Consider the following 14605-nt stretch of genomic DNA (forward strand, 5'->3'; position numbering starts at 1 on the left):
TTAATCCTCAAACTGCTTCTTAATCCAGTCGTAACCTTTTTCTTCTAATTCCAGCGCAAGCTCTTTACCTGCAGACATTACAATTCGTCCTTTATAAAGAACATGTACGTAATCAGGAACAATATAATCTAACAAACGCTGATAGTGAGTAATAACTACTGTTGCATTATCTTCTGATTTCAGCTTATTTACACCATTAGCCACGATTCTTAAAGCATCAATATCCAAACCTGAATCTGTTTCATCAAGAATAGATATTTTAGGTTGAAGCATCGCCATCTGAAAAATTTCATTTTTCTTTTTCTCTCCACCTGAGAATCCTTCATTAACAGAACGATTTGTTAAATTCGAATCGATCTCAACCAACTTTTTCTTTTCGCGCATTAGCTTTAAAAACTCACTTGCCGAATAAGGTTTTTCGTTATTATACTTACGATGCTCATTTACAGCAGTACGCATAAAATTAACCATGCTTACACCTGGTATTTCAACCGGATATTGAAAGCTATAAAACAATCCTTCGCGAGCTCTATCCTCAGCTGGCATTTCTAACAAATCCTTACCATAAAATGTAGCTGAACCTTCAGAAACTTCAAACACTTCACTTCCGGCTAGTACAGAAGATAAAGTACTTTTTCCGGAACCATTAGGTCCCATGATCGCATGAACTTCTCCTGGTTTAATAGTTAAGTTTATACCTCTCAATATTTCTTTGTCATCTATTTTGGCGTGTAAATTTTTTATCTCTAGCATAATCCTTTTGTTTTTGTATCAAGCATCAAGACACAAGTATGAAGACTTTTAAGAATCCTGATTTTGATTGTTATAAAATATATAATAAAGCTTAGCAAGATTATTTTTGTCTTTCGACTTGATACTTGCTACTTGTGTCTGTTATCCAACACTACCCTCTAAACTAATTTGTAATAACTTCTGTGCTTCAACAGCAAACTCCATTGGTAATTGGTTAATTACTTCCTTCACATATCCATTTACTATTAACCCAATCGCATCTTCTGTAGAAAGACCACGTGTATTACAATAAAAGATTTGATCTTCACCAATTTTTGAAGTAGTGGCCTCATGTTCAACCACTGCAGAATTATTATTAATCTCGAGGTATGGGAATGTATGTGCTCCACATTTATCTCCCATTAACAAAGAATCACACTGTGAGAAGTTACGTGCATTTTCAGCCTTTTTGTTTACTCTCACTAATCCTCTGTAGCTATTCTGGCTCTTACCTGCAGAAACACCTTTTGAAACAATCAGACTTCGGGTATTTTTACCAATGTGGATCATTTTTGTTCCAGTATCAGCCTGTTGATAATTATTGGTTACTGCCACGGAATAAAATTCTCCAACAGAATGATTTCCCATTAATACACAACTAGGGTATTTCCATGTAATAGCTGAACCAGTTTCAACCTGTGTCCACATTACTTTAGAATAATCACCTTTACAAAGCGCTCGTTTGGTAACAAAATTATAAATACCTCCTTTACCCTCTTTATCACCAGGATACCAGTTCTGTACAGTTGAGTACTTAACTTCAGCTCTATCCATAGTAACAATCTCCACAATTGCGGCGTGCAACTGATTTTCATCTCTTTGGGGAGCTGTACAACCTTCCAGGTAACTTACATAACTATCATCATCAGCAACAATTAAAGTTCTTTCAAACTGTCCTGTATTTGTTGCATTAATTCTAAAATAAGTAGAAAGTTCAATCGGGCAGCGAACTCCTTTGGGAATGTATACAAATGATCCATCACTGAATACCGCATTATTCAATGCCGCAAAGAAATTATCGGTATAAGGAACTACCGATCCCATATATTTTTTAATTAAATCCGGATATTCCTGAACAGCTTCACTGAAGCTACAAAATATGATACCTTTCTCAGCTAATGTTTCTTTAAAAGTTGTTTTAACCGAAACACTATCCATTACAGCATCTACAGCAACGCCAGATAATACTTTTTGCTCTTCTAAAGGAATACCTAATTTATCGAATGTAGCTTTTAATTCCGGATCCACATCATCCATACTGTCAAGCTTTGGCTTTTGCTTTGGCGCAGCATAATAGATTATATCCTGAAAGTCAATCTTCGGAATATTTAGTTTTGCCCAATTAGGTTGTTCCATTTTCAACCAATGGCTAAATGCTTTCAGCCTAAATTCTAACATCCATTCTGGTTCATTCTTTTTTTGAGAAATCAATCGAACCACATCTTCATTCAACCCTTTGGGAATTACCTCAGTTTCAATATCGGTAGTAAACCCATATTTATATTCACCTCCGGTAACTTCTTCTAATATTTTATCCTGATCTTCTGCCATAATTACTTTGTTATCAATCATATTAAAACAATCATTTTACAATAGTGTTTAATGATTTATTTTAAATGACCTGAATTACATGCTTTGAATGCGCAAAATTAGCAAACTATTTAGATTAAATAAAATTAAGCCATTCTAAATAAGCAACATTTTTTTTATTCACCTATTATTTGATAATCAGATTAAAAACTGCAAATCGTCACATATTTGATTGCGCAATTATAAACTAATCATCAGCATTTGCCATAGAGTAGGTCAGTTAAAATTTAAGTCATCAACATCTTAAATTCACAAAATAATTCGGGCAAAAATTACTTTTAACAACTCAAACAATAAAATAGGTGGTGATTTTTATTGTTTAAGTTGTAAAAATAACATTTATCATGTTTATTTCCTCAAAATTTAGGGGTATCCTCAATTTTTTATGATTTTTTAGTATTGTTTACTAATTTTTTATCCCCTCTCAGCTTTTCTACTACTTTGTTATAATATTTTGAAAAAACTTAATATTATTTATACATTTAGCAACACTTTTTAAGATACATGAGATTATTTCAATTAAACAGAAAAACTAAGTCAGATGCTGAGCTGGTAAATTTATACCAGGAATCTCACAACCTTGATATTCTTGGCGAATTATATGGTAGATACATGGACCTTGTTTTTGGTGTTAGTCTCAAATATTTAAAAAACAATAGCGAAGCACAGGATGCGGTTATCCAAATATTTGAAAAAATATCATCCTCACTTAAGGACTCCAAAATTGAACATTTCAGACCATGGCTGTATGTTGTTACTAAAAACCATTGCCTGATGGAACTTAGAAAAGAAAAGCATAATACTATTTCGTTGGATGATGAAAAAAGTTTTATTGGAAACTTTATGGAATCAGAGTACGAAACGCATCCTATTGATGAAGAGCTGCATCAACAAAATGAAGAGGCACTCAAAAACTGTATCAACAAATTAAAATTTCAACAAAAGGAAAGTATCGAACTTTTTTATTTTAAGGAAATGACCTACCAACAGATATCCATAAAAATGGAAACTGACATAAAAAAAGTAAAGAGTTACATACAAAACGCAAAAAGAAACTTAAAAATCTGTTTGGAAAAAAGCAATGCCATATAATAATAAATACATATCAAGAATTTTAAAGTATCTGAACAATGATTTGTCAGACAAGGATAGGTATGCTTTTGAAAGAGAGATGGAGGCTGACCCATTTTTAATGGAAGCTGTGGAAGGTTATGAAAAAAACAACACAAATCAGCTTATTGATAACTTAACAGATCTGGAAAACCGAATATCAAATCATAAAAACAAAAAAATAATTCCTTTATGGATTAAGGTTGCAGCCTCGTTGTTATTTATTTTTGGAATTACGTCTCTTTTCTTTATTTCAAACAACAACACAAATCAACCACTATTAAGTAAACAACAGAAAATAGTTATTTCCGACTCTGTTAAAACAGATAAACTAAAATCAGTTCAACCTGAGTTGTTAATCGCTGAGGAAGAAAAAGAAATAAAGTCAACAGAACAAGAACAACCAATTACTCAAACAACCATAATAAAAACCAACAAAAAGGAAAATAATGCACCTCAATTAAAAGTGGTCGCGGCTCAGCCTATTATAAATGACAATACTGATATTTCAGATACAGATCTTATTATTGACGAAGAATTAGAAATTGAAATAGCTTCGGAATACAAAAAGAATGTTATTACCGGAACAATTGAAGGAAATAAAGTTGATGGAAACAGCAGTCTTATTGCAACAAATAAAAATTTAGAACAATCATTATCAAAGGATTCATTCTTTCAATTTAATGGTAAAGTTATAGATGAAGCGGGAACTCCGATACCGGGCGTAACAATTATTGAAGCCGGGAAACCCAATGGAACAATAACCGATTTAAAAGGTAATTTTTCTATTAAAACTCAAGAAAAAGAGAGTTTACTTACTTTTGACTTTATAGGATATAAACAAAAATCGCTGCTTGTAAAAAATGATTCATTAGGTGATATTACCTTGGAAGATGATGCTATGGCCTTAGATGAAGTTGTTACGCTTGGATATGGCAAACACTCCACAAAATCAGCTAGATCAAAAAGCATTCAGGATTCGCAGGTTGATGAAACAAAAATTGAAAACAACTTAATTCCATATCCTGAAATTGGATTTAAAAAGTTTAAACGTAAAATAGAACGAAGCCTTGAAATGCCAGATAATAGTAATTACTCAACAATCCATGTCAACATTTTTATTTCAGATAAAGGTGAAATTTCCGATATTAAAATCATCACTCCGATTGACGACGTTTTTGCTGCCACTCTAAGAAAGGAAATAAAAGACTTAGGGTTATGGAAACCAGCTGTAGTTAATAACAAACCAACAAAAGGATCCCGATTAGTTATTTTTGAATTTTAAACATAAAAAAAAGGTGAACAACTTAGTTATTCACCTTTTTTTTATGTTTTATTTTCATTTATTCCTGCACAGAATAACCAAACTCTTTAATATGATCCCAATACTTTGGATATGATTTAGAAACCACTGCCGGATCATCAATAGCCATATTACTTATAACAGATACAGCCGGAGCAAAAGCCATTGCCATTCTATGATCTTTATAGGTAGCTATACATGGAACGTCTTCTTTATCACAAGTTGTTCCATCCCACACAAGATCATCAACCTGATTTGAAGTTAGTACAAAGCCCATTTTTTTCAGCTCATCAATTAAGGCATTTATACGATCAGTTTCTTTAATCTTTAATGTTTGCAGACCTGTAAACTTAAATGGAACACCCAAACAACAGCAAGTAACCGCAAAAGTTTGCGCTAAATCCGGTTGCTCTATAAAATTGTAATTAAACTGATTAGCTATTTTACCAGTATTTTTAAGCACCAAACCATTCTTAGAAAATTTAAAATCCACACCTAACTGCGTAAATAGCTCAGCAACCTTAGAATCACCCTGTTCACTATATCTTTTTACACCCTTTAGAATTAGTTCTGTTCCTTTATTTAATGCAGCAACTTGAAACCAATAAGATGCAGCACTCCAATCTGCTTCAACAGTAAAATCAGTTGGTTGATATTGTCCCTCAGGTACTGTAATAACATTATCCTTCCAGTGACTTTTGACACCAAAAGTTTCCATCATTTTCAAAGTAAGTAAAATGTATGGACGCGATATGATTTCTCCTGTCAGGGTTAGACGTAGTCCACTTTTCATTGTAGGACCTATCATTAATAGCGCAGAAATATATTGACTACTTACATCTCCTGCTAACTCCAAGTCTCCACCTTCCATTGCACTACCAAATATTTTCAAAGGAGGATAACCTTCCTTTTCCACATATTCTATTTTTGCACCTAACTTATTTAATGCTTCAACTAAAATCTTAATTGGTCTCTGTTTCATTCTTTCTGAACCTGTAATAGTCCATTCCCCAACTATTTTAGATAGAAATGCGGTTAAAAATCGCATGGTAGTACCAGCAGCACCTACATCAAATTTACTTCCATCTGACTGAAGTGCTTTTATTAACAACTGCGTATCATCACTATCTGATAAGTTTTTAATAGGTTTAGCACTGTATGCTAATGCATTTAATATTAATGCCCTATTACTAATACTTTTTGAAGTGGGTAAATTAACCGTATACGGAGACACCGTTTCAGGTGCAGAAACTTTATATTGCATTTTTTTACTATTATCTAATTTAACATGAAAGCTAACAACAAAGATTAATGATCCTTATAGAAGTTTAAAGCCTCATAAATTAATTCTTTTGTACAAGTTTGATTAATTTCAATTTGACCAATATCCTTTAGTAAAGTGAAATTAATCTTATTTTGCTCATTCTTTTTATCATGAGTCATTAAGAAAAACAACTCTTCATAATCATCCTGACTAAACTCAAACTTACCATAGATTGATTTAATCATTTCACTAATCTCTTCTATTTTTTCAAGTGGAAAACCACATATCTTATTTCCCAAATAAAGTTCAGCAACCATGCCAAAAGCAACCGCATATCCATGTAAAACAGGTCGTCCCTTTTTCATGGCAAAACTTTCAAAGGCATGTCCTATAGTATGTCCAAAATTCAACGATTTACGAACATTCTTTTCTGTTGGATCAGCTTTTACAAAATGCTCTTTAATATGAATTGAGTTAACAACTAATTTTTTCAACTCTTCAATATCTGCATTTTTTATATCAAACGCTTTAATGACCTGCCAATCCTTATCAGAAAAGATTAACACATGTTTAATCATTTCAGCAAACCCGGAACAAATATTTTCCTGATCCTGAGTTTCAACAAAATCAGTATTCACTAATACTGCTGATGCATGTTTAAATACCCCAATTTCATTTTTAAATCCATGAAAGTTGATTCCGGTTTTTCCACCAACACTGGCATCTACCTGACTTAGCAAGGTAGTTGGTATATTAATAAAATTAATACCTCGTTTAAATGTAGCTGCTGCAAATCCACCTAAATCACAAGGCATCCCTCCGGCAAGGTTAATTAATGTTGATTTTCTATCAGCACCATGAGTACTTAGAAACTCCCACACTTTAGAAATAGTTTCGATATTTTTATTTTGATCTCCCTGATCAATAACAATAATATTATCTTCATCAATCTCTGCCATCCCTTTTATTTTGGGATAACAATATTCATAAGAACCCGTATCTACTAGCAGAAAAACCTTTCCGTTATTATATTTCTTTATTAATTCAGATAGGTCTTGTTTTATATTTTCCGCTCCGTAAACCCGTGATTCACTCTCTTCTATAACTTGCATTAAATTTTATATTTAGATCTTCTCAACACAGAAAAATTATGCGCCAAAAATAAATAAAAAAGGGCTTCAAAACACTAAATAGTTATTAAAATAATGGCATATTATTACAATATAAAATGATCAGAACCCATTTTTGCTTCAAAATGTAATTTTAGACGATTTGATTTTATAAATTTAATAACGTGAAATATTGAAATTTTATGCATTTTTACAAAATAACGTCGTAAACCAAGGCATCATGGATAATAGAAAAACAGCGGGAAGCATACAACTACTTCTTACCTTAATTGCACTTCTTTTTTTAGCAGCCTTTATATGTAGCCAGGTTGTACCGGTTATGATGACACCAGAAATTAAGTGGGGAAGCGGCATATTAACAGCCTTAGCTTTTTACTATTTTATGACAGGAGGTTTTTATTACATTGAGCTAAACAATGCTGATGACCATCTTGAAGTAAAATTTTATAACACCTTTCCTTTTAACCGATCATTTAAGATGTATAAAATTCCCATATCTGCATTTATCAAATACGAAACAACAGGTAGTAAATTTTATAAAAGGAAACTTTTTCTTTACCAGATGTCTGCCAATCAAATGGCCAAATACCCGCCGATTTATATTTCTGCATTAAGTAAAAAAGATGAAGCAAATATGGCTCAGTTTTTCAAAAACTTAAAATCCAAATAAATACTATTGATCTCTTAAATCAAGAATTTCCTGAGTCACCTGAATTGAATCGACAGAGACAGAATATACTCTAAAAAAACCCTTGGCTCCATTACTTACGTTTGAAGGAACATTAGCCGGAGGTCCACTAAATAATGGAACCTGAAGTCCGGTTTCTTCATGAACGGCATTGATAAAATGATAGTAATCTTCGTTAATCGTTTGCATTTCCAACTTAACCCAATCACCTAATTGAATTGGAGTTTCAGTTTTTTTACCATCTGAATCTTCTTCAAGAATTGACTGTACAGTAACTCCGGAAACATCATTTCCATTAAAGTAACGATCCCAGGCATATTCCAATTCTGAAATCTGATCGCTAAACAGCTTGCCATTTACATATACAGCAAATGCATAAAAATCTTCTTTGTCCGGATTATCTTTAGAATACAATTGAATGGTCCACCTTTCTTCATTACGACTGGCATCCCAGTTCATACCCAACTTTATAATTGGAATAGGTTCATACAATGTATTAGAGGCAGTATATGATTCTTCTACTCCATCTCCATCAATATCAACACCAGAGATAGTCAATGTATAAACCTGATTATATATACCTTTAAATGTTCGTGGTATAATATACGTTCCCAAATTAGTCAAGTCCTCCTCAAGTTCAATTTCCTTTAACTCATCAGATAAAACTACTGTAGCACCAGAAACAACAGGGCTTATACTATTACTGAAATAATCTGATGAAATTGACAATTTAACAAAGTGATCTATATCCTGATCGGTAAAAACAGCATCTACAACAAATTTTGGTTCTGAAGACTTTAGATCCATTTCTATTTCTTCTGTACAAGAAAACAGACTAATTACAATTACCAAAAACAGATATTTAATATTATAATTCTTCATTATTTAAAATTTAAAATTATAAGTAACAGAAGGAACAAATTGAAATAAATATGTTTTTTGAGCGGTAGCTTTATATGGATCTTTATCATCCTGCTCAAAAAAGATAGACCATGCATTTTTTCTTCCGTAAAGATTATATACTGAGAAATTCCATTCTCCTTCCCATCGCCTGCCTTCTTTCTTTTTATTCTTAATTGTAAACGAAACATCCATCCTGTGATAATCCGGCATTCTTTCTTCGTTACGTGCTGAATAAATTGGCACTATATCTCCTCCAACAAACATTCTTCCATTAGGAGCTGTATATGGTGATCCTGTAAAATATACCCAGTTTAAACCTACCTGATAACGATTATTAATTTTATGGTTTAAAACCAATGAAATATCATGATCATGACTATATGGCGATAAATATTTTCGACCTTCATTAATCTCAGGAATTTTTCGCCACGATTTACTCCAGGTATAACCTACCCACCCATTAAATTTTTCAAGATTAAACTTTATTAAAAACTCCGCTCCATAAGCCCATGATTTTCCGGTTCTTATTTCGCCTTCCATTTTATCATTTAAAAGCAAGTCAGGGTGATCTTTAAAATCAATCGTATTTTTCATGTCTTTATAAAACAACTCAATAGATGATTCAATCGTATGATCCGCAAAATTCCTGAATAATCCGGCTGAAAACTGATCACAAATCTGGGGTTTTACGTTGGGCGATGACATAAACCAAACATCCAAAGGCGTAGTTGAAGTAGAATTTGAAGCCAAATGAATATATTGTCTGGTTTTGGAATAACTTGACTTGATTGAAGTGGTTGGATTTAAAATATAAGACATACTAATCCGAGGTTCCCATCCCCAATATGAATTGAATATATCACCACTTTTGTAATGTAATTCATTTATAGCTTCATAATTTTCATCAAACTCATAAACAGTAACCTCCCCAACATTTTGCAAACCAGAAAAACGTAGGCCATACCTAACATTTAACCTCGCACCTATCTTTTGACTATTTGCTATATAAACACCATGTTCTAATCCTCTTGAGTCAGGCACTTCCACTTTACTAAACATCGACTCTTCTCCCTTGCCCTGAGCAGTACCTGGATTAATTCTATGACTAATACTTTGAAAACCAAATGAGATTGTATTGTTAGGATTCAAATAATAGTTGTAATCTAACTTTAAACTAAAATCCCTGAGTCTGCTTTTCCATGTAAATTCCGAAGTCTCTTCACTAGTTCCTAACTCATAATCGTATTTACTACCTACAAAAGTTAAGTTTGAAAATAGCTTAGGATTATAAACATGATTCCAACGCAATGTAAATGTCTGATTACCATAATCAATCTGCGAGTTCACATCTTTAAAAACATCCCGTCCCATATAAGTACTAAAATAGAGTCGATTATGATTATTTATTACATGCTTTAGTTTTATATTCAGATCGTAGAAATGCAATCTGCTATCCTGCGCTTCTTCATCAGTAACTATAGGCAAAAACAAATCTGCATAAGTCCTTCTCCCACTTACAATAAATGATGTTTTGTTTTTAATAATAGGTCCCTCAAGGGTCAGTCTGGATGATATCAACCCAATTCCCCCTTTACCTTCAATCTTTTTATTATTTCCATCATTCATCCTTACATCTACCAAAGATGACAGCCTCCCTCCGGATGATGCAGGAATATCTCCCTTATATAGTTTTACATCCTTAATGGCATCGTTATTAAAGACAGAAAAGAAACCAAGCATATGCCCGGCATTATATACGATTGCCTCATCTAACAATACTAAATTCTGATCCGGATTCCCACCTCGCACACTAAATCCACTAGACCCTTCACTGGTAGCTTGCACTCCAGGCATCAATTGCAAAACCTTTATTACATCAACTTCGCCCATTAAAGCAGGTACTGCCTTCACATCCTTACTCTGCAGTTTTTGAACACTCATTTGAGGATCTCTAACATTGGCATCAGGCTTTTTACTTAAAACAACTACTTCCTGAATACTTTCAGTTTCCTCCTCCAATTCAATATCAAGATCCATATCCTGAGTAATTTTCAATTGTTTGCTTATAGTTTTATATCCCATATAAGCAAAATCAACTTCGTAGACTCCCGGATCCACACTAAAAGAATAGAAACCATACAGATTGGAAATTGTACCTGTTTTTAATTCTTTAAAATAGATATTCGCACCAATAAGCAATTCTCCATTACTGGCATCCTTGATGTATCCACTTAATACCACCTTGTCATTTAATTTTTCAGGTTTAGCATAAGTATCTAACAATAGGATCAATTGAATTATTATGATAAGTATAATGTTTTTTTGCATCTTATTTTTACTCATTGTTTAAAGAAAGGACAATTGACATTGTAAAAGGTTGCAAAGTAGTAATAAAAAAACCTGTCTCAAAATGAGACAGGTTCATCCTAATAATAGAATTAGATTTTAAGAATGGGAATGGTACTCAATGTTTATATACGGGTTTGAGATTGAAAGTACACTTTGATATTAATGAAACCTTCTTTTCCTTTTGGTATTTCAAAGAAACTAATCATTCTACAAATACAAGAATTTCTTACGTGACAAATACGTGACAAAAGTTTAACTTCTGTATTTCTGCATCTTATAAAATAGATTTTTATTTTATTTTTTGTTCTATTTCTTGATAAAATTTAAGCTTTTTAAATGCTTAATACACCTAAATACAAAATATTCCACCCTTTAATTAAGCAAATTTCTTCCTTTTTTATCTGAATTTAAAATATTCTTATTCCTTAACAAGATCTATTATTGAGATGTATTGATTGGATCATCAAAAAGCATTTCTGAAATTTTCATTAATCTGATCATTTCAGAAAAATATCCCATCTTATCATTGTAATCTGAATTTTCAGCCCATTCAACAATATCCTTTATAGATGTATTGTTAACATAATTTTCATTCTTCAACTTCATCCCCCAGGCTGCAACACTAGCTGCTACTTTAAAATCACTACTTGCATTAGTAATATTAATCACCTTGTTTTTTATTGGAACGACCATCAAACTACTGTTATTTTGGCTTGGCAGCTTGTACCTAAGCTTCACCGTCAGCAATTCATCTGAATAATCTTTGGGTGCTGTAATCTGTTTTCTTTGTTTCTCTTTTTGATATTTCAATGGATCTGTTGTTGGTAGATAACTTCCAACATCTTTAGCTCCTACGGGTATTATTTCGTACAAAGCAGTTACTGTATGACCAGCACCTATTTCACCAGCATCAACTTTATCATTATTAAAATCTTCTTTATTAAGCAACCTATTTTCATAACCAATTAATCTATACCCCGCAACATGTTGAGGATTAAACTCCAATTGCAATTTAACATCTTTTGCTATTGTAAAAAGCGTTCCTCCAAACTCTTCTACCAAAGCTTTTTTGGCCTCAAGAAAATTATCTATATAAAAGTAATTTCCATTTCCTTTATCTGCAATAATCTCCATTTTAGAATCTTTATAATTACCCATACCAAAACCAGCAACAGTAATGTAAATTCCTTTGTCCCGTTCAGATTCAATTAACCTTTCCATTTCCTGATTACTACTCAATCCTACATTAAAATCACCATCTGTAGCTAATACAATCCTGTTATTGCCATCTTTTATAAAATTCTCAGAGGCTAGTTTATAGGCAAGTTTCAATCCTGCTCCTCCAGCTGTAGAACCACCTGCTGATAAATTATCCAGAGCACTAATAATTTTTACCTTCTCTTTGCCTGAAGTAGGTACCAAAACAACTCCAGCGGCTCCTGCATAAACTACAATTGAAACTTTATCTTCATCTCTAAGTTCATTTACCAACATTTTTAAAGCTGATTTTAGCAACGGTAATTTTTGAGGGGAATCCATTGAACCGGAAACATCTAAAAGAAATACAATATTTGAAGGAGGTAAATTTTCTTTTTCAATCTTTTTACCTTGCAGAGCTACTTTCATTAGATAATGGCTCTTATTCCAGGGACACTCTACCACTTCATGATGAACTGCAAATGGTTTTTCATCTTTAGGGCCATCGTAGCTATAATTAAAGTAGTTGATCATCTCTTCAATACGAATGGCATCCTTTGGTGGCAAATTACCTCCATTTAAGAAGCGTCGGATATTTGAATATGAAGCTCTGTCAACATCAACTGAAAATGTTGATAATGGGTCATTGTTCGGATCTAAAAACTGGTTTGCTTTTACGAAAGCATAATCTTCTTGCATTTGAGGAACTGGTTGATAATTGTAATGCGGTACTCTTCCGGGTAAAACACAAGTACTAACAGATCCCGTTACTACAGATTTCTTTTGAACACCATAACCAACAACTATACATTCTTCCAACTCAAGTTCATCATCTGCTACTGTAATCTCATTAATTGAATTTAAGTCCGGTTCCATAACTACATCAATGGTTAGTTTCTGATTAATTTTAACCTCTTTAGTTTGCATCCCGATAAAAGAAAACACTAATATTTTTGCATCATCAGAAACTTCCAACTGATACTTTCCTTCTACATTAGTTACAGTTCCATTTCTGGTACCCTTCTCCATAACTGAAACTCCGACCAGTACCTGTTGGTTATTATCATACACAACACCAGAGATAATCTTAGTTGCACTCACTTCTTGCATAATGAAAACACTCATTATCAGACCTAATATTATTGAACTTAAATTTTTCATAACATCTTTCTTTTTATTAATAATCTACAGACAGGATGCACAGAAAAATAAATTCCATAAAAAAAGCCGAAAAGTTTTTCAACTTTTCGGCTTTGATATCTTAAAATACTGAGGAGTATTATCTGTCAGAGGTTGATGTATAACCTTTTATGATTCCACGTTGAGAATTCTTAACAAATAAAATAATTTCATCACGCTCTTTAGAAGCAGGTAACTCAGCTTCTATTTTCTCAATAGCATCAGTATTATTTAATCCACTTTGATATAGTACTCTATAAATATTCTGGATTCCGGTAATTTGTTCGTTGGTAAAATTCCTTCTTCTTAATCCAATAGAATTAATTCCACCATAAGACATTTTTGCATTACCAACTTTTACATATGGAGGAACATCTTTACTTAATAAAGAACCTCCCTGAATCATCACATGAGATCCAACATGCACAAACTGGTGAATAGCAGAAGTACCACCAATGATTGCAAAATCATCAATTCGAACTTCTCCGGCAACCTGTGTAGCATTTGCTATAATTACATTATCTCCAACGATAGTATCATGTGCAATGTGAGTATATGCCATTAAAAGGCAATTTTTTCCCACAACAGTTTTACCTCTTGAAGCTGTACCTCTATTAACGGTAACACACTCACGAATTGTTGTATTGTCGCCAATTATAGCAACGGTATCCTCACCTTGAAACTTCAAATCCTGAGGAACACCTGCGATTACAGCTCCGGGGAAAATATTACAATTTTTACCAATTCTGGCGCCCTCCATTATTGTTACATTAGATCCAATCCTTGTTCCCTCTTCAATAACTACATTCTTATCAATAGTAACAAATGGCTCAATAACTACATTCGGAGCTATTTTTGCTTCTGGATGAATATATGCCAAAGGTTGTTTCATACTTTCTTCTTTTGTTTTACCTGTATCTACAGGTTCTATTTGAATTGTTTGTACCTCTTCCAAATCAAAAAAATTACTTTTACAGGTATGAGTTCATGTAATTATCTGAAGAATAACTTCATGACTAATACCCTCAAAATTTTCCGGTGCGAAAATAGTCTAACTATCTTAATAAAAAAAATAAAATGTTATTTATAAGATTCAACTG

11 protein-coding genes are annotated in these 14605 nt (G+C 32.7%); 3 read left to right on the forward strand and 8 right to left on the reverse strand.

Going from position 1 to position 14605, the window contains the following annotated elements; translation table 11 throughout:
- Both sufC and sufB read right to left on the reverse strand, forming a co-directional pair.
- Nucleotides 1-753, reverse strand: coding sequence for a Fe-S cluster assembly ATPase SufC (sufC, locus tag OM075_RS11905; RefSeq protein WP_301190743.1), 753 nt, complete (start codon nucleotides 751-753; stop codon nucleotides 1-3).
- A 141-nt stretch (nucleotides 754-894) separates the two neighbouring features.
- Nucleotides 895-2343 (reverse strand): Fe-S cluster assembly protein SufB, encoded by a 1449-nt coding sequence (gene sufB, locus OM075_RS11910; RefSeq protein WP_363321601.1) that lies wholly within the window; start codon nucleotides 2341-2343, stop codon nucleotides 895-897.
- A gap of 543 nt (nucleotides 2344-2886) precedes the next feature.
- On the opposite strand from sufB, the gene OM075_RS11915 reads away from it, so the two are divergent.
- Together OM075_RS11915 and OM075_RS11920 are read left to right on the forward strand one after the other, a co-directional pair.
- Nucleotides 2887-3474, forward strand: coding sequence for an RNA polymerase sigma factor (locus OM075_RS11915; RefSeq protein WP_301190745.1), 588 nt, complete (start codon nucleotides 2887-2889; stop codon nucleotides 3472-3474).
- Complete coding sequence (locus tag OM075_RS11920; RefSeq protein WP_301190746.1) at nucleotides 3464-4777, forward strand: carboxypeptidase-like regulatory domain-containing protein; 1314 nt, start codon at nucleotides 3464-3466, stop codon at nucleotides 4775-4777. Before OM075_RS11915 ends, OM075_RS11920 begins: the two co-directional genes overlap by 11 nt.
- Nucleotides 4778-4835: 58 nt before the next feature.
- On the opposite strand, the gene OM075_RS11925 is transcribed toward OM075_RS11920, so the two are convergent.
- Both OM075_RS11925 and aroB read right to left on the reverse strand, forming a co-directional pair.
- On the reverse strand, nucleotides 4836-6059 hold the full coding sequence (locus OM075_RS11925; protein WP_301190747.1) for a 3-phosphoshikimate 1-carboxyvinyltransferase: 1224 nt from the start codon (nucleotides 6057-6059) through the stop codon (nucleotides 4836-4838).
- A gap of 44 nt (nucleotides 6060-6103) precedes the next feature.
- Nucleotides 6104-7171, reverse strand: a complete 1068-nt coding sequence (aroB, locus tag OM075_RS11930) for a 3-dehydroquinate synthase (protein WP_301190748.1) — start codon at nucleotides 7169-7171, stop codon at nucleotides 6104-6106.
- Between the two features lie 238 nt (nucleotides 7172-7409).
- Between aroB and OM075_RS11935 the strand changes: the two genes are divergently transcribed.
- A complete protein-coding gene (locus tag OM075_RS11935) occupies nucleotides 7410-7859 on the forward strand; it encodes a hypothetical protein (RefSeq protein WP_301190749.1) in 450 nt (149 codons plus the stop codon).
- A 3-nt stretch (nucleotides 7860-7862) separates the two neighbouring features.
- Here the strand turns inward: OM075_RS11935 and OM075_RS11940 are convergent, their stop codons facing one another.
- The 4 genes from OM075_RS11940 to lpxA all read right to left on the reverse strand — a co-directional run bounded on the left by OM075_RS11940 (nucleotide 7863) and on the right by lpxA (nucleotide 14397).
- Nucleotides 7863-8759, reverse strand: coding sequence for a DUF4249 family protein (locus OM075_RS11940; protein ID WP_301190750.1), 897 nt, complete (start codon nucleotides 8757-8759; stop codon nucleotides 7863-7865).
- Nucleotides 8760-8762: 3 nt separating this feature from the next.
- Nucleotides 8763-11123 carry a TonB-dependent receptor gene (locus OM075_RS11945; protein ID WP_301190751.1) on the reverse strand — a complete coding sequence of 787 codons (2361 nt, stop codon included), beginning with the start codon at nucleotides 11121-11123 and terminating at the stop codon, nucleotides 8763-8765.
- 444 nt (nucleotides 11124-11567) lie between these two features.
- On the reverse strand, nucleotides 11568-13487 hold the full coding sequence (locus tag OM075_RS11950; protein ID WP_301190752.1) for a vWA domain-containing protein: 1920 nt from the start codon (nucleotides 13485-13487) through the stop codon (nucleotides 11568-11570).
- A gap of 118 nt (nucleotides 13488-13605) precedes the next feature.
- Nucleotides 13606-14397, reverse strand: a complete 792-nt coding sequence (gene lpxA, locus OM075_RS11955) for an acyl-ACP--UDP-N-acetylglucosamine O-acyltransferase (protein ID WP_301190780.1) — start codon at nucleotides 14395-14397, stop codon at nucleotides 13606-13608.
- Between the last annotated feature and the right edge of the window lie 208 nt (nucleotides 14398-14605).

Source organism: Plebeiibacterium sediminum (assembly GCF_026013605.1).
GTDB classification, from domain to species: Bacteria; Bacteroidota; Bacteroidia; order Bacteroidales; family Marinilabiliaceae; genus Saccharicrinis; species Saccharicrinis sediminus.

What these genes read in the sequence shown, in the direction of transcription:
- sufB (WP_363321601.1), bottom strand. Translation starts at nt 2,343, where the DNA reads ATGGCAGAAGATCAGGATAAAATATTAGAAGAAGTTACCGGAGGTGAA.
- OM075_RS11915 (WP_301190745.1), top strand. Translation starts at nt 2,887, where the DNA reads ATGAGATTATTTCAATTAAACAGAAAAACTAAGTCAGATGCTGAGCTG.
- OM075_RS11935 (WP_301190749.1), top strand. Translation starts at nt 7,410, where the DNA reads ATGGATAATAGAAAAACAGCGGGAAGCATACAACTACTTCTTACCTTA.
- OM075_RS11950 (WP_301190752.1), bottom strand. Translation starts at nt 13,487, where the DNA reads ATGAAAAATTTAAGTTCAATAATATTAGGTCTGATAATGAGTGTTTTC.
- OM075_RS11920 (WP_301190746.1), top strand. Translation starts at nt 3,464, where the DNA reads ATGCCATATAATAATAAATACATATCAAGAATTTTAAAGTATCTGAAC.
- OM075_RS11925 (WP_301190747.1), bottom strand. Translation starts at nt 6,059, where the DNA reads ATGCAATATAAAGTTTCTGCACCTGAAACGGTGTCTCCGTATACGGTT.
- sufC (WP_301190743.1), bottom strand. Translation starts at nt 753, where the DNA reads ATGCTAGAGATAAAAAATTTACACGCCAAAATAGATGACAAAGAAATA.
- aroB (WP_301190748.1), bottom strand. Translation starts at nt 7,171, where the DNA reads ATGCAAGTTATAGAAGAGAGTGAATCACGGGTTTACGGAGCGGAAAAT.
- OM075_RS11945 (WP_301190751.1), bottom strand. Translation starts at nt 11,123, where the DNA reads ATGAGTAAAAATAAGATGCAAAAAAACATTATACTTATCATAATAATT.
- OM075_RS11940 (WP_301190750.1), bottom strand. Translation starts at nt 8,759, where the DNA reads ATGAAGAATTATAATATTAAATATCTGTTTTTGGTAATTGTAATTAGT.
- lpxA (WP_301190780.1), bottom strand. Translation starts at nt 14,397, where the DNA reads ATGAAACAACCTTTGGCATATATTCATCCAGAAGCAAAAATAGCTCCG.